This is a genomic window from Rhizobium sp. 2MFCol3.1 (assembly GCF_000377565.1).
Lineage (GTDB): Bacteria > Pseudomonadota > Alphaproteobacteria > Rhizobiales > Rhizobiaceae > Rhizobium.
This window is the reverse complement of the sequence record NZ_KB898354.1, coordinates 428,245-446,935: the sequence shown is the minus strand read 5'-3', so window position 1 is coordinate 446,935 and position 18,691 is coordinate 428,245. Positions and strand designations below refer to the sequence as shown.

Here is an 18,691-nt window from a genome sequence, read left to right as displayed (position 1 = left end):
CACGAATACATTTGCCTATAAGCCGCTTCTAGCCTGAAAAGACCATCATATGCGCGACCCGGCCGGTGCCTCCCACCCTGGCCGGCTTTCTGCGCAGCTAGGAAACGGAAAAAAGCCCATGCCGAAGCGCCAAGATATCAAATCGATCCTCATCATCGGCGCAGGACCGATCGTCATTGGCCAGGCATGCGAGTTCGACTATTCCGGCACCCAGGCCTGCAAGGCGCTGAAGGAGGAAGGCTACCGCGTCATCCTCGTCAACTCCAACCCGGCCACCATCATGACCGACCCGGGCCTCGCCGACGCCACCTATGTCGAGCCGATCACCCCTGAGGTCGTCGCCAAGATCATCGCCAAGGAGCGCCCGGACGCCCTGCTGCCCACCATGGGCGGCCAGACCGCGCTCAACACCGCGCTTTCTCTCAAGCGCATGGGCGTTCTCGATCGCTACAATGTCGAGATGATCGGCGCCAAGCCGGCCGCCATCGACATGGCCGAAGACCGCGCGCTTTTCCGCGAAGCCATGGACCGCATCGGCCTCGAAACCCCGCGCTCGATGCTCGCCAATGCCACCGACATCAAGGATGCCGACCGCAAGACGCATGAAGCCGAACGCAACAAGCTGAAGGAAAGCCTCTCGGGTGCTGAACTCGACAAGGCGCTCGACGCGCTGGAAAACCAGTGGAACCTCGGCGAGACCGACCGCAAGCAGCGCTACATCAGCCACGCCATGGCGATTGCCGCCCAGGCGATCGACGTCGTCGGCCTGCCCGCCATCATCCGCCCCTCCTTCACCATGGGCGGCACCGGCGGCGGCATTGCCTATAACCGCTCGGAGTTCTTCGAAATCATCGGCGGCGGCCTTGATGCCTCGCCGACGACGGAAGTCCTGATCGAGGAATCGGTTCTCGGCTGGAAGGAATATGAAATGGAGGTCGTCCGCGACAAGGCGGACAACTGCATCATCATCTGCTCGATCGAGAACATCGACCCGATGGGCGTCCACACGGGCGACTCGATCACTGTCGCGCCGGCGCTCACGCTGACCGACAAGGAATACCAGATGATGCGCAACGCTTCGATCGCGGTTCTGCGCGAGATCGGCGTTGAAACCGGCGGCTCGAACGTCCAGTTCGCCGTCAACCCGAAGGACGGCCGCCTCGTCGTCATCGAAATGAACCCGCGCGTCTCGCGCTCGTCGGCTCTCGCATCGAAGGCCACCGGCTTCCCGATCGCCAAGGTCGCCGCCAAGCTCGCCATCGGCTACACGCTCGACGAACTCGACAACGACATCACCGGCGGCGCGACGCCTGCCTCGTTCGAACCGTCGATCGATTACGTCGTCACCAAGATCCCGCGCTTCGCATTCGAGAAGTTCCCGGGCGCCTCGCCGGTTCTGACGACAGCCATGAAGTCAGTCGGTGAAGTCATGGCGATCGGCCGCACCTTTGCCGAATCGCTGCAGAAGGCGCTGCGCGGTCTCGAAACAGGCCTCACCGGCCTCGACGAGATCGAAATCCCCGGCGTCGAGGAAGGCGAAGGCAGCCAGAACGCCATCCGCGCCGCCATCGGCACGCCGACGCCGGATCGCCTGCGCATGGTCGCCCAGGCACTGCGCATGGGCATGAGCCCCGAGGAAGTGCACGAAGGCTGCAAGATCGACCCGTGGTTCATCGCCCAGTTCAAGGCGATCATCGACATGGAAGCCCGCGTTCGCGAACACGGCCTGCCCACCGACGCCGCAAACCTGCGCACGCTGAAGGCCATGGGCTTCTCCGACGCGCGCCTCGCAACGCTTTCGGGCAAGCGCCCGAAGGAAGTGGCCGAGCTGCGCAATTCGCTGAACGTCCGCCCGGTCTTCAAGCGCATCGACACCTGCGCCGCGGAATTCGCTTCGCCGACCGCCTACATGTATTCGAGCTACGAGACGCCTTTCGTCGGCGCCGCCCGCTCGGAAGCCGAAATTTCCGACCGCAAGAAGGTCGTCATCCTCGGCGGCGGTCCGAACCGTATCGGCCAGGGCATCGAGTTCGACTATTGCTGCTGCCATGCCGCGTTCGCTCTGCGTGACGCCGGCTATGAAGCCATCATGATCAACTGCAACCCGGAAACGGTATCGACCGACTACGACACCTCCGATCGCCTCTACTTCGAGCCGCTGACGGCCGAAGACGTGATCGAAATCCTGCGCGCCGAGCAGGAAAAGGGTGAAGTCGTCGGCGTCATCGTGCAGTTCGGCGGCCAGACCCCGCTGAAGCTCGCCGAAGCGCTTGAGAAGAACGGCATCCCGATCCTCGGCACCGCGCCCGACATGATCGACCTCGCCGAAGACCGCGACCGCTTCCAGAAGCTCTTGATCAAGCTCGACCTGACACAGCCGAACAACGGCATCGCCTACTCGGTCGAACAGGCCCGCCTGGTCGCCACCGAAATCGGCTTCCCGCTGGTCGTTCGCCCGTCCTACGTTCTGGGTGGCCGCGCCATGCAGATCATCCACAACGAGAGCATGCTGCAGACCTACCTGCTCGACACCGTTCCGGAACTGGTGCCTGAAGACATCAAGCAGCGCTACCCGAACGACAAGACCGGCCAGATCAACACGCTGCTCGGCAAGAACCCCCTGCTCTTCGACAGCTACCTGTCGAACGCCATCGAAGTCGACGTCGACTGCCTCTCCGACGGCAAGGACGCCTTCATCGCCGGCATCATGGAGCACATCGAGGAAGCCGGAATTCACTCCGGCGACTCGGCTTGCTCGCTGCCCCCGCGCACGCTCTCAGCCGAGATGATCGACGAGCTCGAGCGTCAGGCGAAGTCGATGGCCAAGGCTCTCAACGTCGTCGGCCTGATGAACGTCCAGTTCGCCATCAAGGACGGCACCGTCTACGTGCTCGAAGTGAACCCGCGCGCCTCGCGTACCGTTCCCTTCGTCGCCAAGACGATCGGCGCGCCGATCGCCAAGATCGCCGCCCGCGCCATGGCCGGCGAAAAGCTCGATCCGCTGTTTGCCGCCTACGGCGAAAAGCCGGATCCGCGCAACCTGAAGCACATCGCCGTCAAGGAAGCCGTCTTCCCGTTCGCCCGCTTCCCCGGCGTCGACACGCTGCTTGGCCCGGAAATGCGCTCGACCGGCGAAGTCATCGGCCTCGACACCGATTTCGCGCTGGCCTTCGCCAAGTCGCAGCTCGGCGCCAGCGTCGAACTGCCGCGTGACGGAACGGTCTTCGTATCGGTGCGCGACGATGACAAGCCGCGCGTCCTTCCCGCGATCCGCATGCTGGTCGAACAGGGCTTCAAGGTTCTGGCCACCGGCGGCACCGCCCGCTTCCTCGCCGAAAACGGCATCGAGGCCGTGAAGATCAACAAGGTGCTTGAGGGCCGTCCGCACATCGAGGACGCCATCCGCAACCGTCAGGTCCAGCTGGTCATCAACACGACCGATTCGAACAAGGCGATCTCCGACTCCAAGTCGCTGCGCCGCGCGACGCTGATGCAGAAGGTACCCTACTACACCACCATGGCCGGCGCCGAGGCAGCCGCCCAGGCGATCAAGGCGCTGAAGGCCGGCAACCTCGAGGTTCGCCCGCTGCAGAGCTACTTCGCCTAAGACATCAAGGCCGGTCGTGATCCTTCACGGCCGGCTTTTCGCCGCACGACGGCCAACGCGACGACACGCCGAAGTGTCGCAAAACGCGACAAACCACCTGAGATTTCAAACCCTTCGCGATCATGTTACGATATCCCCACACGTGAGGGGCATCGATGGGCAAGAATATCGTCATTCTGTTCGATGGCACGTCGAACGAAATCTCAGCCGACCGCACCAATATTCTGAGGCTGTTCGGCGTTCTCGACCGCAGCGACAAACAGATCGTCTATTACGATCCCGGCGTCGGCACCTTCGGCGCCGCCAATGCCTGGTCCAACGCCTATCGCAAGACGGTCGAGCTCTGGGGCTTGGCAACCGGCTGGGGCCTCGATCAGAACGTGAAAGAGGCCTACCGCTTCCTCGTCGACAATTACGAGCCTGGCGAACCGGGGGACGATCAAGAGTATCGGGACCGCGACAACATCTACATCTTCGGCTTCAGCCGCGGCGCCTATACGGCGCGAGTGCTGGCAGGCTTCGTCCATTCGCTCGGCCTGATGAGCAAATACCACGTCAACCTGATCGACTACGCCTACAACACCTATAAGGGCATCTCCGAAAGCGAGCAGCAACAGGGCGGCGCGGATGCCGCCGATGTCGACTGGGACGCACCCTCGGCCTTCAAGACCATGCGCCTCTACGAGCGCACGCTGAAGACCGACCGCCCGCCGATCAAGCTGCTCGGCCTCTTCGACACCGTGTCCTCGGTCATTGTCTGGGGCAAATGGCGCCCGCAACTCCTGACGCTTCCCTTCACCGATCGAAATCCCAGCGTCGAAGTGATCCGCCAGGCGCTGGCCATCGATGAGCGGCGGACCATGTTCAATCCGCTGCCATGGCGGCAAGGGCAGGACTACTGGGGCGGCCCCTTCAAGCCACCGGCCCCGCCTCCGCAGAACGTGAAGGAAGTCTGGTTCTCCGGTGTTCATGGCGATATCGGCGGCGGCTATCCGGAAGCGGAGAGCGCCGCGATCAAGATACCGCTCGCCTGGATGATCGCCGAGACCCGAAGCACCGGCCTCACCTACAATGAGGACGCCGTCAACGAACTCGTCCATGGCGACAACCCGACGAAGAGCTATGTCCGGCCGGCCCCAACGGCGCCGCTGCACGACTCCATGAACTGGGCGTGGAAGCTGCTCGAATATGTGCCGAGGCGTGTGCCGGTCACCTCCTGGCGCAAGCGCGGCGACACGACGCGCATCTACCTGCCGCTGGCCGACCGCCGCTTCATCCCCGACGGCGCCTCGCTGCACCAATCGGTGATCGACCGATTGTCATCGACGACAGCGCCGCCCTACACGCCGCCGAACCTGCCGCTACGCTTCGAGACAGAGCCCTGGAGCAACGACGGCCCGCCGTCTTCAGAAGATTCGGAGGTCGTTCCGGTCACTCCGGCCGCTTGAAATAGGCCTCAAGCCGGTAACCGTCAGGATCGATGATGAAGGCGGCATAGTAGAACTGGCTGTAATCGGGTCGCACGCCCGGCGCACCATTATCGGTTCCGCCATTGGCAAGTCCTGCCGCGTAAAACGCATCGACGGACTCTTCCGACGGCGCCACGAAGCAGAAATGCAGGCCGGATTCCATATCGGGCGCCACCGGCCGCGCCACCTCGCCGACCCATAGCCCCACCCGATCGGCGCCATAGCCGCTGACATTGCCGAAGTTCGTCAGCCGCTCATAGCCGAGCGGCGCCAGCGCGGCGTCGTAGAACGCCTGCGACTTCTCAAGGCTCTTCACACCAATCGACACATGATCGAACATAAACGGTCTCCAGATTGCTTTGCCGGCAACGCTACAACATTCGCGCCGAAGCGCCATGGCAATTCTCAAACCAGGCGATCGTCAGGCCGCCATGCCCGCCATCAGCTCCCGCACCCGCACCATATCCGCCCGAAACAGCGCCATCTCCTCCGCCTTCAGCCGCTCGTCGGGAATGCGCAGCAGATAGGACGGGTGGACGGTGACGAACAGTGTTCGCTCCTTCCCCATTCTGATCGGCTGTCCTCTGATATCGGACAGCTTGTGCTTCGTATCTGTCAGCGCCGTAAGCGCGGTGGCGCCCATGGCGACGATCAGTTTCGGCTTGATGAGCTCGATCTCCAGGTTGAGCCACCAGCGGCAATGGGTGACCTCGCCCATGTTCGGCCGCTGATGGATGCGGCGCTTGCCGCGCGGCTCGTATTTGAAGTGCTTCACCGCATTGGTCACATAGACCGACTGCCGGTCGATCCCGGCCTCGCCGGCCACCTGGTCGAACACCTTACCCGCCGGCCCGACAAACGGCCGCCCGGCGAGATCCTCCTGATCCCCCGGCTGCTCACCGACGAACATCACGTTCGCATTCTCGGGTCCCTCGCCGAACACCATCTGCGTCGCCTTCTCGTGCAGCGGACAGCGAGTGCAGACGGCCGCCTCCTCGCGCAGCGCGGCCAACGTGCCCACGGGCGCCCTAGGTGCTGCGGGCACCCGGCGCGCGGCTTCCTGCAACCGATCGTGAAACGGCAGCGGCTCGCTCGCCTGGCGTTTCGCCATCGCGAGAACCTTGCTTTCCGCGTCGGCGATCATGCCCGGAATGAGATCTGCCTCGGGCAGGTTCTTCCAGTATTTCTTCGGCATCTCCGCCTGCATCGCCTTCACCTTCAGGCGCGCCGGATTGAAGATATTGGCGTAATAGGTCCGCCACAGCTGGTCGGCCGGATCGGTGAGATCGGGCTTCTCGCAAGGGTCATGGCTGACGGTCAGCTTCTCGCCATCCCAGGCCGCCGACCCCTTCGGCGTCGCAATCACCCAGTCCATGTCGTTGAACCGTTTCTGGAAAAACGGCGCCTTGCGGGCGACGATGTGATGATCCGGCTCGAACCAGGCGAGAAACTTCCGCCGCCCGTTGAGCGAGATTCCCGAGCCCACCTCCTTGAACCGCACGAAGGCGGTCATCTTGTGGGCGTCGCGGCGCACGCTCTTGTCCATCGCGCGTGCCCTCGCCACGTCCTCGTCCGAGGCGACGTCGAGCAAAGAGCGATCACTTTGCAGCCGCCAAAGCAGCCGGTAGAGCAGATAAAACCGCATCGGATCGCTATGGCAGATCACCGCCTCCGCAAGCCCGATAAAGGCAGGCGGCACCGTCAGCGGCTTGGAAGCATCCAGCGCCGGCAGCTTCGTAGACGCTTCGGGCGCGGCAAACAGATCCGTCTCGCGATACCGTTCCCGCCAGTCGATCTCCTCGGGCGCAACACCTGATGCGGCCAGCCGCCGCGCCGCGTCGCGCCACTCGGCCAATTCCCCCCGGCCCTCCAGCAACACGGTAATCATCACAGCAACGACAGTTGTTCCGGCTTCGGCTCGAACATCGCCCTCAGATCCGGCCGGTCGATCAGCCGGCGTGGCGACCAGCCCTCCGCCGAGATGAACGCCTGCACCTTCTTGATCGACACGCCGAGCCGCGTCAGATCCTCGATCCGCAGCCTTCTGAAACGGCGCGCCGAGAGGATCGATTTCACCGTCTTCGTCCCAAGCCCCGGCACGCGGAGCAAGGTCTCGCGCGGCGCCTTGTTGATGTCGACGGGGAAGTCGTTGCGATTGCCGAGCGCCCAGGCGAGTTTCGGATCGAGATTGAGGTCGAGCATGCCGCCTTCCTGCGAGGACGTGATCTCGTCGATCCCGAAGCCATAGAAGCGATAGAGCCAATCCGCCTGATAGAGCCGGTGCTCACGCATCAAGGGCGGCTTGATCAGCGGCAAGTTCTTCGACGAGTCGGGAATGGGGCTGAAAGCCGAGTAGTAGACGCGCCTCAGCCCGTAGCTTCCGTAAAGCTGCGCGCTGGTCCCGAGAATGGTCGCGTCATTGGCCCCATCGGCGCCAACGATCATCTGCGTGCTCTGCCCGCCCGGCACGAAGCGTTTGCGCCTCTTGGTCTGCAGCGTCGGCTCGGACGCGGCTTCGATCTTCAATCGGAGATCACCCATCGAGCGGCGGATGCTGGCCGGCTTCTTTTCCGGCGCCAGTTGCGCGATGCCACGGTCGGTCGGCAGCTCGATGTTGAGCGACAGGCGATCGGCATAAAGCCCGGCCTCCTCGATCAGATGCGGCGAGGCCTCGGGAATGGATTTCAGATGGATGTAGCCCCGGAAATTATGTGTGGTGCGCAACTCCCGTACGATCCGCACCATCTCCTCCATCGTGTGGTCTGAGGAACGGATGATCCCGGACGACAGGAACAGCCCCTCGATATAATTGCGCCGATAGAACTCCAGCGTCAGCCAGATAACTTCCTCAGGCGTGAACCGCGCCCGCTCCACATTGCTGGATGAGCGGTTGATGCAATAGGCGCAGTCGTAGATGCAGAAGTTGGTGAGCAGGATCTTCAACAGCGAAATGCATCGTCCATCCGGCGCATAGGCATGGCAGATACCGGCACCTTCAGTCGAACCAAGCCCGCCGCTCTTGCCGGAATCGCGCTTGGTGGTTCCGCTGGAGGCGCAGGAGGCGTCATATTTGGCCGCGTCCGAGAGGATGGCCAACCGCTCTTCGAGTGACTTCTTCATGCCTGTGTTCACTATATGTTCAATAGCTAACAGTCAAGAAAAGCCGCCATGGACTGATGTTTTTCAAGTTTGACGCGAAAAGCCATGAGGGGTTGCAAGTCGCTTCATCGAATTCTCTGGAAATCGACGGAGGCAATCTGCTATAAACGAAGCAGATAGAGTTTTTGCATGGTTCCGAAGTTCCCCTTCGGGACCTGTTTTCTTTTGTGTCTCTGCCTAGCCGACACAAAGACTGAAGGACAAGAAAATGGTTGATAAGGTACCGATGACGCAGGGTGGTTTCGTCAAGCTGCAGGAAGAGCTGCGCTGGCGTCAGCAGGAAGAACGCCCGCGAATCATCGAGGCGATTGCCGAGGCCCGCGCACACGGCGACCTCTCGGAAAACGCCGAGTACCATGCCGCCAAGGAAGCGCAGAGCCACAACGAAGGCCGCATTGGCGAGCTCGAGGACCTGACGGCGCGCGCCGAGGTCATCGACCTCTCCAAGATGTCCGGCAGCACGATCAAGTTCGGCGCCAAGGTGAAGCTCGTCGATGAGGACACCGAGGAAGAAAAGACCTACCAGATTGTCGGCGACCAGGAAGCCGACGTGAAGGCCGGCCGCATTTCCATTTCCTCCCCGATCGCCCGCGCGCTGATCGGCAAGGAAGTCGGCGATTCCATCGAAGTCAACGCGCCCGGCGGTTCCAAGGCTTACGAAGTTCTGGCCATCACCTGGGGCTGAGGACCTTGGCGGATCGCGGCCGATCGCACATCGTCGACATCGCTGACGTCGAAATCATAGCGCCGAACTTCAAGAAGCGTCTGTCAGGCGTCACCTCGACGATCATCCAGCTTATCCCGGTCCAGCGGGCGCTCGGTCAGAAGATCGCGGCGCTCGGGCCGGGCCTGCCGGCATCGATCCCGCATATCCGCTTCCGTGACCTCTTGAGACTGTGGCGCGCGCCCTCGACCCGGCCCTTCCGCGTTTGGCACGCCCGCCGCAATATCGAGATGCTCCCTGCCCTCATCATGCGCGACCTCCTGCGCATGAAGCTGAAGATCGTCTTCACCTCCGCCTCGCAGCGCAAGCACAGCGGCTGGACGAAATTCCTCGTCTCGAAGATGGATGCGGTGATCGCGACCTCGGGCAAGACGGCGAACTATCTTGAAGTGCCCAGCACCGTCATCCTGCACGGCATCGACACCGCCCGCTTCTCGCCTCCATCCGATAAGGCGCAGGCCAAGCGTGAATGCGGCCTCGATCCGGACAAGAAGATCGCCGGCTGCTTCGGCCGCGTCCGCCACCAGAAGGGCACGGACCTCTTCGTTGATACCATGCTGCGGCTTCTTCCCGATCATCCGGAGTGGAGCGCCATCATCGCCGGCCGCGCCACGGCCCAGCATGTCGAGTTCGAGAACGGCCTGAAGGCCAAGGTCGCCGCCGCCGGCCTCTCCGACCGCATCCTCTTCGTCGGCGAGCATACGAACATCAACGACTGGTACCGCGCGCTTGATCTGTTCGTCGCGCCGCAGCGCTGGGAAGGTTTCGGCCTGACGCCGCTCGAAGCCATGGCCTCGGGCGTACCCGTTGTCGCAACCGATGTCGGCGCCTTTCCGGAGATCGTCACCACGGGCGATAACGGCGCGGGCATGCTGATTGCCCGCGACGATCTCGATGCGATGGCAAAGGCCGTTTCAGCACTCATGGATGATGAAAGCCGCCTGGCACGGCTCGCCGCCAATGCCCAGACGCATGTCATGGAAAACTTCCGGATCGAAGGCGAAGCCACGAAGCTCAAGGCCGTTTACGACAGCCTCGGCTGAGACAAATCAGACTTCGGTCAATCCGAGCTTCTTGATCTGGCGGATCGTCAGCATGGTGCGCACGGTGTCGACATGCTCGTTGGCGGTCAGCACCTCGATGACGAAGTCCTGGAACCGCGTCAGGTTCTCGGCCACGCAATGCAGCAGGAAATCGCTGTCGCCCGAAACCATCCAGGCCTGGCGCACCAGCGGCCACTGCGTCGTCGCCGCAGCGAACGCCTTGAGATTGGCTTCCGACTGATGCTTGAGACCGACCATGCAGAAAGCGACGAGATCGAAGCCCAGCTTCGGGCTGTTCAGCATCGCGTGGTAGCCTTCGATGACGCCTGATTCTTCCAGCTTGCGCACACGCCGAAGACAGGGCGGCGCCGAGATGCCGACCCGGTCGGCGAGCTCGACGTTGGTCATGCGTCCATCCGCCTGCAGCTCACGCAAGATCTTGATATCGATAGCGTCCAGTTCAGCGCGAACCAAGCGAGTGCCTTTCTTTAAAATCGTGAATCCAGCTTCTATATAAAGCGGCACAATACGCAAGAATCTTTCCCTGAGATGACGGAATCTTGCACATCCACATCGAATGCCTTGTTGGTAACGCAAGGCTGCCCTTGAATAAAAGCATTGGTCGTTCATAAATAACGCATGGACGCGTGATGGCCGTATTCGCCTTATATCCAGCGCGTCCAGCCAGTTGAAAGGAAGTCTCATGTCCGCCCGCCACACCAAGGTGCTCATCATCGGTTCCGGCCCCGCCGGCTATACCGCTGCCGTCTATGCGGCGCGCGCGATGCTGAAGCCGGTCCTGATCGCAGGAATGGAGCAAGGCGGACAGCTGATGATCACCACCGACGTCGAGAACTATCCGGGCTTCGCCGATCCGATCCAAGGCCCTTGGCTGATGGACCAGATGCTGCAGCAGGCCAAGCACGTCGGCGCCGAGATCGTCAACGACATCGTCACCGAAGTCGAGATGAACCAGCGCCCCTTCGTCGCCCGCACCGATAGCGGCCAGGTCTGGACCGCCGACACGCTGATCATCGCCACCGGCGCCAAGGCCAAGTGGCTCGGCATCGAGAGCGAACAGACCTTCCAGGGCTTCGGCGTCTCCGCTTGCGCCACCTGCGACGGCTTCTTCTATCGCAACAAGGACGTGATCGTGGTCGGCGGTGGCAACTCTGCCGTCGAGGAGGCGCTGTATCTCTCGAACATAGCCAAGACCGTGACGGTCGTTCACCGCCGCGACAGTTTCCGCTCGGAAAAGATCCTGCAGGAACGCATCTTCGCCAAGGAGAACGTCAATATCCTCTGGAACACCGAGATCGCCGAAATCACCGGCGCGCCGGCCAAGCCGCCGATGCCGCCGTCGGTCTCAGGCGTTCGCCTGCGCGACACGCGCACCGGCACTGTTGCCGACCACACGATCGACGGTGTCTTCGTGGCGATCGGCCATGCGCCGGCAACCGAGCTCTTCAAGGGCAAGCTGAAGCTGAAGGACAACGGTTACCTCTGGACCGCGCCGGATTCGACCGCGACCTCGGTCGAGGGCGTCTACGCGGCCGGCGATGTCACCGACGACACCTTCCGCCAGGCGATCACCGCCGCCGGCATGGGCTGCATGGCAGCGCTCGAGGCCGAACGTTATCTCACGGGCCTTGTGCCCGTCGCCGTAGCTGCGGAGTAATATCGGCATGAGGGGTGGTGGAATGCCGTTGGACTGGGACAAGCTGCGTATTTTCCACGCAGCTGCCGAAGCCGGTTCGTTCACGCACGCGGCCGACAAGCTGCATCTGTCCCAATCCGCGATCAGCCGTCAGGTGAGCGCGCTGGAGCAGGATGTCGGCACTAAGCTGTTCCACCGCCACGCCCGCGGCCTCATCCTCACCGAACAGGGCGAGCTGCTCTACCGCACCGCCCATGACGTGCTGTTGAAGCTCGAAACCGTGAAGATGCAGCTCACCGAGACGACGGAAACGCCGTCTGGCAAGCTTCGCGTCACGACCACGGTCGGCCTCGGCCAGGGCTGGCTCACGGACAAGATTCAGGAGTTCATGCAGCTCTATCCGGATGTCCAGATCCAGCTCATCCTCGACAACGAGGAAGTGGATGTGAACATGCGCTACGCCGATTGCGCGATTCGTCTTCGCCAGCCGCAGCAATCCGATCTCATTCAGCGCAAGCTGTTCACCGTGCACATGCACGTCTATGCGGCCCCCTCCTATATCAACCGATATGGCGAGCCGCAGGCGGTCGAGGATCTCGACAACCACCGAATCATCACCTTCGGCGAACCGGCGCCCAATTATCTGCTCGACGTGAACTGGCTAGAAATCGCCGGCCGCTCATCGGACAACAAGCGCATTCCGCACCTGCAGATCAACAGCCAGACCTCGATCAAGCGCGCCTGCCTGCTCGGCATGGGCGTCGCCTGCTTGCCCGACTACATCGTCGGCCGCGACCCGGGCCTGATTCAGCTGCCGATCAATGCTGACGTGCCGTCCTTCGACACCTATTTCTGCTATCCCGACGAAATGAAGAACGCCGCCAAGCTCAAGGCTTTCCGCGACTTCATCGTCAGCAAGGCCAGAAACTGGAGCTTCTAACTGATTTTACGGCGAAATTCGCAGCCGTGCAGAGCGCGCATGCCTGACATGCACAAAAATTGGTTGCCGGCTGCACATTAAAACACCATATCAACCTCAGCTGATGCACACGGTGGCTTTTCCTCCCAGTTCCACCGCATTAGCTGTTCCCCTCTGGAGGTTTAGACCTTCATACCTATAAAGGGCCCCGAGCTTTCGGTGGCCCTCTTTTTTTGCCTTGATTTGCCCTAATTTTCCGCATCGCAGCAAAAAATGCTGCATTGCATAGCAGGCATGCGCAAAAGGGCATTGAAATCTGCCCGCTAAAGCATCATATCGCACTCAGTTGATGCACATGGCGGTTCTCTCCCAGTGCCGCTGCATTAGCTGTTCCCCTCTGGAGGTTGAATAACCTTCACACCTTAAAGGGCCCCGTTCATTCGGTGGCCCTCTTTTTTTGCTTAAAATTTAACCAAGGAAAAAATCGCACGCGCCGTTCGCGCATGTCTTGAACATCGAAAACCGTCGATCCATATATCGGTCAGAAACGATTTATGGTTCGGTAAACGACGATGGACAACGACGAAATCCTGAAAGCGATTTCCCATCCCAAGCGGATGGAGATTCTGAATTGGCTGAAGAACCCCGAAGAGCATTTCTCTTCGCAGGAGCACCCGCTCGAGATGGGTGTCTGCGCCGGCCAGTTCGAACGCTGCGGCCTCTCGCAATCGACCGTCTCCGCCCATTTGGGCATGCTCAGCCGTGCCAATCTCGTGACCACGCGCCGCGTCGGTCAGTGGATATTCTACAAGCGCAACGAAGAAACTATCGCTGCCTTCCTCAAGCAACTGGCACAGGATCTCTAAACATGCCCCTCGCCCTCCTCGTCCTGGCGCTCAGCGCTTTTGCGATCGGCACCACCGAATTCGTCATCATGGGCCTGCTGCCCGAAGTCGCCACCGACCTTGCGGTGACGATCCCGCAGGCCGGCTGGCTCGTCACCGGCTACGCGCTCGCGGTTGCCGTCGGCGCCCCTGTCATGGCGATCTCAACCGCGCATCTGAAGCGCCGCACGGCGCTGATCGCGCTCATGGCCTTCTTCATCGCCGGCAATCTGCTCTGCGCGCTGGCGCCGAGCTACTGGGTGCTGATGATCGCCCGCGTCGTCACCGCGCTCTGCCATGGCGCCTTCTTCGGCATCGGCTCCGTTGTCGCCGCCAGCCTTGTGGCGCCGGATCGCCGCGCCCGCGCCGTGGCGCTGATGTTCACCGGTCTGACGCTTGCCAACGTGCTCGGCGCGCCGCTCGGCACCGCGATCGGCCAGGCATTCGGCTGGCGCTCGACATTCGCGGTCGTCACCATCCTCGGCGTTATCACCATCGCCGGCCTGATCGCCGTCCTCCCTAAGGACAAACAGGAAGAACAGGGCAACATCTTCCGCGAGATCGCCGCCCTGAAGAATGGCCACCTCTGGCTGGCGTTGTCGACCACCGTCTTCTTCTCCGCCTCGATGTTCGCGCTCTTCACCTACATCGCGCCGCTGCTGCGTGATGTCACCGGCCTGACGCCGCAGGGCGTCACCTGGACGCTGTTCCTGATCGGCCTCGGCCTCACCGTCGGCAATCTGCTGGGCGGCAAGCTCGCCGACTGGAAGCTTGGGCCGACGCTTGCCGGCGTCTTCGCGATGATCGCCGTCACCTCGGTCGCCTTCGGCTTCACCAGCCCCTATTTCATCGCCGCCGAAATCACCCTCTTCGTCTGGGCCGTGGCGACCTTCGCCGCCGTCCCCGCCCTGCAGGTCGGCGTCGTGCACTTCGGCAAGGATGCGCCCAATCTGGTCTCGACGATCAATATCGGCGCTTTCAACACCGGCAACGCGCTCGGCGCCTGGGCTGGCGGCATGGCCATCGAGCTTGGCTTCGACATGACCCGCGTGCCGCTTGTCGCCGCCTTCATGGCCCTGATCGGCCTTGTCGTCACGGCACTTACCTATCTCTCCGCCAAGGGCAAGGCAGCCATGCCTGCCCCGGCTGAATGATCCTTCCAACGCCCCCAAACCACTAGCACCACCGAAAGGACCTCCCATGAGCAAGCTCTTCGAACCCACGCAGGTTGGCGATATCGCCGTCAAGAACCGCATCGTCATGGCCCCGCTGACCCGCAACCGCTCGCCGGGCGCCGTGCCGAACGACCTCAACGTTGAATATTACACGCAGCGCGCCTCCGCCGGCCTGATCGTCACGGAAGCGACCGCGATCACCCACCAGGGCCAGGGCTATGCCGACGTCCCCGGCCTCTACAGCAAGGAAGCCCTGGATGGCTGGAAGCGCGTGACCGACGCCGTGCACGCCCATGGCGGCAAGATCGTCGTCCAGATGTGGCATGTCGGCCGTATCTCGCACACGACGCTGCAACCGAACGGCGGCAAGCCGGTCTCCTCGAGCAACAAGGCCGCCAAGTCGAAGACCTATCTCGTCAACGCTGACGGCACCGGAAGCTTCGCCGAGACCTCCGAGCCGCGTGCGCTTGAAACCGCCGAGATCGCGGGCATCGTCGAGGACTACCGCAAGGCCGCCCGCGCCGCGATCGATGCCGGCTTCGATGGCGTCGAAATCCACGCCGCCAACGGCTACCTGATCGACCAGTTCCTGCGCGCCGACATCAACGACCGCACCGACCAGTATGGCGGCTCGATCGAAAACCGCGCCCGCTTCCTGTTCGAAGTGGTCGATGCGATCACCAAGGAAATCGGCCCGCGCGTCACCGGCATCCGTATATCGCCGGTCACCCCCGCTAACGACGCATCCGACGCTGCCCCGCAGCCGCTCTTCGATTACGTCGTCGAGGGTCTGGCGAAGTACGATCTCGCCTTCATCCACATCATCGAGGGTGCTACCGGCGGCGACCGCAACTTCCAGCAGGGCGACAAGCCCTTCGACTATGCCGGCCTGCGCGCCGCCTATGAAAAGGCCGGTGGCAAGGCTAGCTGGATGGTCAACAACGGCTACGATCGCCAGCTCGCCATCGACACAGCCGAAAGCGGCAAGGCCGACCTGATCGCCTTCGGCAAGCCGTTCATCGCCAACCCCGATCTCGTCGAGCGTCTCAAGGCCAACGCCCCGCTCAACGAAATCGACCAGGCCACCCTCTATGGCGGCGGCCCGAAGGGCTACATCGACTACCCGGTCCTCGAAAAGGTCGCTTAAACAACACCGCAAACCTCGAAATCCCGCCACCCGGCGGGATTTCTCTTTCTGGCCCATGTCATTCTGGGTCCACGTCATTTCCCTTTCCGGCCGCGACCGGCTAGCATCCCACCCATGTTCAAGCCCTATCTCGACCGCTGGCACCTCACCCCTGACGGCGAGCCTGTCGTCACCCACTCCAGCAACCTCCTGCCCGTGTTATGGCGCGGCAAGCCGGCCATGCTGAAGTTGAGCGCCGACGAAGCCGAGCGATCGGGCGCCGCCGTGATGCACTGGTGGGATGGAAGCGGCGCGGCCAAGGTCTATTGCCACGACGCCGATGCGATCGTGCTCGAACGAGCCCAAGGTGGCCGCTCGCTGCTCACCATGGCCACTGAAGGCGAGGATGATGAGGCAAGCCGCATCCTCTGCGACACCGTCGCCAGACTGCATGCACCACGCCAAACGCAGCGACCGCCACTCATTCCCCTTACCCGATGGTTCCGCGATCTCGCACCGGCCGCCGGCAAATACGGCGGCGTGCTCACCGACTGCCACGACATCGCCGCCGCGCTGCTCGCCGACCCCCGTGACGAGACGGTCCTGCACGGCGATATCCACCACGGCAACGTCCTCGATTTCGGGGAACACGGCTGGCTGGCGATCGATCCGAAGGGCCTGGTTGGCGAGCGCGGCTTCGACTACGCCAACATCTTCGCCAACCCGGAACTCTCGACGGTCACCGACCCCGATCGGCTCCGTCGCCAGTTGCCGATCATATCCGCTGCCGCCAACATCGAGCCCGAGCGCCTGCTGCGCTGGATCGCCGCCTATTGCGGCCTCTCCGCCGCCTGGTTTCTCGACGACGGCATGTCATCGGAAGCGCAGAGCCCGCTCATCGTCGCCCGCATCGCGCTCGCGGAGCTAAACCAAGACTAGTCACGCGGCGCCACTGCGCCCGCCTTCTGCTCCTCCAGGCAGCCGAGCGACGACAAGGTCATCCTGACGGCCTCATCAACAGGCGTGCGCGGCTCGAAACCGAGTTCGGCCACCAGCCGGTCATTGTTCATCCGGATCGGCTCGCGCCAGAGATAGCGCATCTCCTTCAATTCGCGCATGAAGGTCACGAAGGGTGCCGCCAGCGGCACGACGAACCAGGGAAAGCCCCGCACCTTCACCCGTCCGCCAACGGCGCGCCTGATCGCCTCGACCATCTGCTGCCCATCGCGATCCCAAAAGCCGTCCATGTGATAGACGGCGAAATCAGACAGCCGATCGCGGCGCTCGATCAATTGGACCATCGTTTCCGCCACGTCAGGCAGATAGGCCCACTGATGCCCTACGCCCTTCCGTGCCGGGTTGGTCACGGTGGAAACGGGCTTGCCCGGCGTGATCATGCCCTGCGAGAACCAGCTGCTCGCCGCTCCAGGCCCAAAGAAATCGCCGGCGCGCACGATGATGACCGGCGCCCCATCACGCGATCCGGCCTCAAGCCGCTTTTCCATCTCGACGCGGATGGCACCCTTCTTCGTCACCGGATGCTGCGGACTATCCTCGCGCAAAACAGGAAACGCGTCCGGCCCGAAATTGTAGACCGTGCCGGGAAGTACGATCGTTGCGCCGACCGACTTTGCGGCCGCGATCGTATTGTCGAGCATCGGCAGCACCAGCTTTTCCCAGTCGCGATAGCCGGGCGGATTGACGGCGTGCACGATCAGGCTCACCCCTTCAGCCGCCGCCATCACATCGGCGGTGCGCATCGCGTCGCCCTTCACCCAGTTCAAACAGGGCTCGGCGCCGCGCGCCTTCTCTACATTGCGGTTCAGCGCGCGGACATGCCATCCGCGCGAAACAAGCTTGCGGGCAACCGCGCCGCCAATGCCACCGGTTGCTCCGAGTACAAGTGCGATCTGCTGTGTCATCATCGTCTCCATCTGTTGATCGTGAGATGATGCGCTCACGCATAGATAAACGAAATTGACGAAATTCGTATCTCATCTATACGTATTTGAATGATGACAGAGCCAAGCTGGGATTTCTACCGCACCCTTCTCGCCGTGCTCCACCACGGCTCGCTATCGGCCGCCGCCCGCGAGCTCGGCCTGACGCAGCCGACCATCGGCCGCCACATCGACGCCCTGGAAGAGATCGTCGGCACGCAACTCTTCGTCCGCTCGCAGAGCGGCCTGATGCCGACCGAAGCCGCCCTCGAACTCCGGCCCTATGCCGAAACGCTGGCCTCAACCTCCGCCGCCCTGCTGCGCACCGCCTCCGGCCACCGCGACCGCATCGCCGGACCGGTCCGCATCAGCGCCAGCGAGGTGATCGGCGTCGAGGTTCTGCCCTCGATCCTGGCACCGCTGATGGAGCAATATCCGGAGCTTGAGATCGAGCTCTCCGCCTCCGACGCGGTCGAGGATCTGCTGAGCCGCGAAGCCGATATCGCCGTGCGGATGAGCGAGCCGACACAGGACGCGCTGGTGGTGCGCCGCATCGGCGACATTCCGCTCGGCTTCCACGCCCATAAACGCTATCTCGACCATCGCGGCACGCCTGAAACCCTGGCCGATCTCGAGGGCCACCGCCTGATCGGCTTCGACCGGCACACCGGCTATGTCAGGACGATGCTGAAACGCTACCCTGTCTTCGCCGACCTCACCTTCGGCTTCAAGGCCGACAGCACGCTGGCGCAGATGGCGGCGATCCGGTCGGGATTGGGGATAGGGATGTGCCAGACAGGACTGGCGGCGTCGGATGAGGATCTTGTCCACGTGCTGCCGCAGGCGTTTCAAATCCCGCTCGCGACCTGGGTGGTGATGCACGAGGCGATCAAGACCTCGCCGCGCTACCGCGTCACCTTCGACGCGCTGGTCGCGGGCCTGCTCGATTATATCAGGGAAGGAGCGCTCGGCCGCCGGGACTGACGGG

The 18,691-nt window shown here is 62.6% G+C and carries 16 protein-coding genes; 11 read left to right on the top strand and 5 right to left on the bottom strand.

The genetic code is table 11. The features are described from left to right. The first annotated feature begins 118 nt into the window (after positions 1-118). Both carB and D460_RS0105090 read left to right on the top strand, forming a co-directional pair. Positions 119-3,607, top strand: a complete 3,489-nt coding sequence (gene carB, locus D460_RS0105095) for a carbamoyl-phosphate synthase large subunit (RefSeq protein WP_018897435.1) — start codon at positions 119-121, stop codon at positions 3,605-3,607. 155 nt (positions 3,608-3,762) lie between these two features. Continuing rightward, positions 3,763-5,055, top strand: coding sequence for a DUF2235 domain-containing protein (locus D460_RS0105090; protein WP_018897434.1), 1,293 nt, complete (start codon positions 3,763-3,765; stop codon positions 5,053-5,055). Here D460_RS0105090 and D460_RS0105085 read toward each other — a convergent pair. The 3 genes from D460_RS0105085 to D460_RS0105075 form a co-directional block, all read right to left on the bottom strand. Further along, positions 5,039-5,416, bottom strand: coding sequence for a VOC family protein (locus D460_RS0105085; protein WP_018897433.1), 378 nt, complete (start codon positions 5,414-5,416; stop codon positions 5,039-5,041). The genes D460_RS0105090 and D460_RS0105085 overlap by 17 nt on opposite strands. Positions 5,417-5,497: 81 nt before the next feature. Beyond that, positions 5,498-6,964, bottom strand: a complete 1,467-nt coding sequence (locus D460_RS0105080; protein WP_018897432.1) for a UdgX family uracil-DNA binding protein — start codon at positions 6,962-6,964, stop codon at positions 5,498-5,500. Then, positions 6,964-8,196: a putative DNA modification/repair radical SAM protein gene (locus tag D460_RS0105075; RefSeq protein WP_018897431.1), complete on the bottom strand. Its 1,233-nt coding sequence runs from the start codon at positions 8,194-8,196 to the stop codon at positions 6,964-6,966. The genes D460_RS0105080 and D460_RS0105075 overlap by 1 nt, the downstream gene beginning before the upstream one ends. A gap of 247 nt (positions 8,197-8,443) precedes the next feature. On the opposite strand from D460_RS0105075, the gene greA reads away from it, so the two are divergent. Continuing rightward, complete coding sequence (gene greA, locus D460_RS0105070) at positions 8,444-8,920, top strand: transcription elongation factor GreA (RefSeq protein ID WP_018897430.1); 477 nt, start codon at positions 8,444-8,446, stop codon at positions 8,918-8,920. 29 nt (positions 8,921-8,949) lie between these two features. Then, positions 8,950-10,002, top strand: coding sequence for a glycosyltransferase family 4 protein (locus D460_RS0105065; RefSeq protein ID WP_026282802.1), 1,053 nt, complete (start codon positions 8,950-8,952; stop codon positions 10,000-10,002). A gap of 6 nt (positions 10,003-10,008) precedes the next feature. On the opposite strand, the gene D460_RS0105060 is transcribed toward D460_RS0105065, so the two are convergent. Beyond that, complete coding sequence (locus tag D460_RS0105060; RefSeq protein ID WP_018897428.1) at positions 10,009-10,476, bottom strand: Lrp/AsnC family transcriptional regulator; 468 nt, start codon at positions 10,474-10,476, stop codon at positions 10,009-10,011. A 229-nt stretch (positions 10,477-10,705) separates the two neighbouring features. Between D460_RS0105060 and trxB the strand changes: the two genes are divergently transcribed. The 6 genes from trxB (at position 10,706) to D460_RS0105030 (ending at position 16,702) form a co-directional block, all read left to right on the top strand. Next, a complete protein-coding gene (trxB, locus tag D460_RS0105055; RefSeq protein WP_018897427.1) occupies positions 10,706-11,680 on the top strand; it encodes a thioredoxin-disulfide reductase in 975 nt (324 codons plus the stop codon). 22 nt (positions 11,681-11,702) lie between these two features. After that, positions 11,703-12,599, top strand: coding sequence for a LysR family transcriptional regulator VtlR (locus tag D460_RS0105050; protein WP_018897426.1), 897 nt, complete (start codon positions 11,703-11,705; stop codon positions 12,597-12,599). Positions 12,600-13,150: 551 nt separating this feature from the next. Next, complete coding sequence (locus tag D460_RS0105045; RefSeq protein ID WP_018897425.1) at positions 13,151-13,444, top strand: metalloregulator ArsR/SmtB family transcription factor; 294 nt, start codon at positions 13,151-13,153, stop codon at positions 13,442-13,444. A 2-nt stretch (positions 13,445-13,446) separates the two neighbouring features. Then, the gene (locus tag D460_RS0105040; RefSeq protein ID WP_018897424.1) at positions 13,447-14,616 is read left to right on the top strand and encodes an MFS transporter; all 1,170 of its coding nucleotides are present in this window, start codon (positions 13,447-13,449) and stop codon (positions 14,614-14,616) included. Between the two features lie 46 nt (positions 14,617-14,662). Continuing rightward, positions 14,663-15,784 carry an alkene reductase gene (locus D460_RS0105035; protein WP_018897423.1) on the top strand — a complete coding sequence of 374 codons (1,122 nt, stop codon included), beginning with the start codon at positions 14,663-14,665 and terminating at the stop codon, positions 15,782-15,784. Between the two features lie 114 nt (positions 15,785-15,898). Further along, positions 15,899-16,702: an aminoglycoside phosphotransferase family protein gene (locus tag D460_RS0105030; RefSeq protein ID WP_018897422.1), complete on the top strand. Its 804-nt coding sequence runs from the start codon at positions 15,899-15,901 to the stop codon at positions 16,700-16,702. Here the strand turns inward: D460_RS0105030 and D460_RS0105025 are convergent. Continuing rightward, positions 16,699-17,697 carry an SDR family NAD(P)-dependent oxidoreductase gene (locus tag D460_RS0105025; protein WP_018897421.1) on the bottom strand — a complete coding sequence of 333 codons (999 nt, stop codon included), beginning with the start codon at positions 17,695-17,697 and terminating at the stop codon, positions 16,699-16,701. The two genes, D460_RS0105030 and D460_RS0105025, sit on opposite strands and share 4 nt — an antisense overlap. 78 nt (positions 17,698-17,775) lie before the next feature. Between D460_RS0105025 and D460_RS0105020 the strand changes: the two genes are divergently transcribed. Next, the gene (locus D460_RS0105020) at positions 17,776-18,687 is read left to right on the top strand and encodes a LysR family transcriptional regulator (protein WP_018897420.1); all 912 of its coding nucleotides are present in this window, start codon (positions 17,776-17,778) and stop codon (positions 18,685-18,687) included. The last annotated feature ends 4 nt before the right edge of the window (positions 18,688-18,691 follow it).

Coding starts and splice junctions, on each gene's coding strand:
- D460_RS0105075 (WP_018897431.1), bottom strand. CDS start 8,196: ATGAAGAAGTCACTCGAAGAGCGGTTGGCCATCCTCTCGGACGCGGCC.
- D460_RS0105050 (WP_018897426.1), top strand. CDS start 11,703: ATGCCGTTGGACTGGGACAAGCTGCGTATTTTCCACGCAGCTGCCGAA.
- D460_RS0105030 (WP_018897422.1), top strand. CDS start 15,899: ATGTTCAAGCCCTATCTCGACCGCTGGCACCTCACCCCTGACGGCGAG.
- carB (WP_018897435.1), top strand. CDS start 119: ATGCCGAAGCGCCAAGATATCAAATCGATCCTCATCATCGGCGCAGGA.
- D460_RS0105085 (WP_018897433.1), bottom strand. CDS start 5,416: ATGTTCGATCATGTGTCGATTGGTGTGAAGAGCCTTGAGAAGTCGCAG.
- D460_RS0105045 (WP_018897425.1), top strand. CDS start 13,151: ATGGACAACGACGAAATCCTGAAAGCGATTTCCCATCCCAAGCGGATG.
- D460_RS0105090 (WP_018897434.1), top strand. CDS start 3,763: ATGGGCAAGAATATCGTCATTCTGTTCGATGGCACGTCGAACGAAATC.
- trxB (WP_018897427.1), top strand. CDS start 10,706: ATGTCCGCCCGCCACACCAAGGTGCTCATCATCGGTTCCGGCCCCGCC.
- greA (WP_018897430.1), top strand. CDS start 8,444: ATGGTTGATAAGGTACCGATGACGCAGGGTGGTTTCGTCAAGCTGCAG.
- D460_RS0105025 (WP_018897421.1), bottom strand. CDS start 17,697: ATGGAGACGATGATGACACAGCAGATCGCACTTGTACTCGGAGCAACC.
- D460_RS0105080 (WP_018897432.1), bottom strand. CDS start 6,964: ATGATTACCGTGTTGCTGGAGGGCCGGGGGGAATTGGCCGAGTGGCGC.
- D460_RS0105035 (WP_018897423.1), top strand. CDS start 14,663: ATGAGCAAGCTCTTCGAACCCACGCAGGTTGGCGATATCGCCGTCAAG.
- D460_RS0105040 (WP_018897424.1), top strand. CDS start 13,447: ATGCCCCTCGCCCTCCTCGTCCTGGCGCTCAGCGCTTTTGCGATCGGC.
- D460_RS0105020 (WP_018897420.1), top strand. CDS start 17,776: ATGATGACAGAGCCAAGCTGGGATTTCTACCGCACCCTTCTCGCCGTG.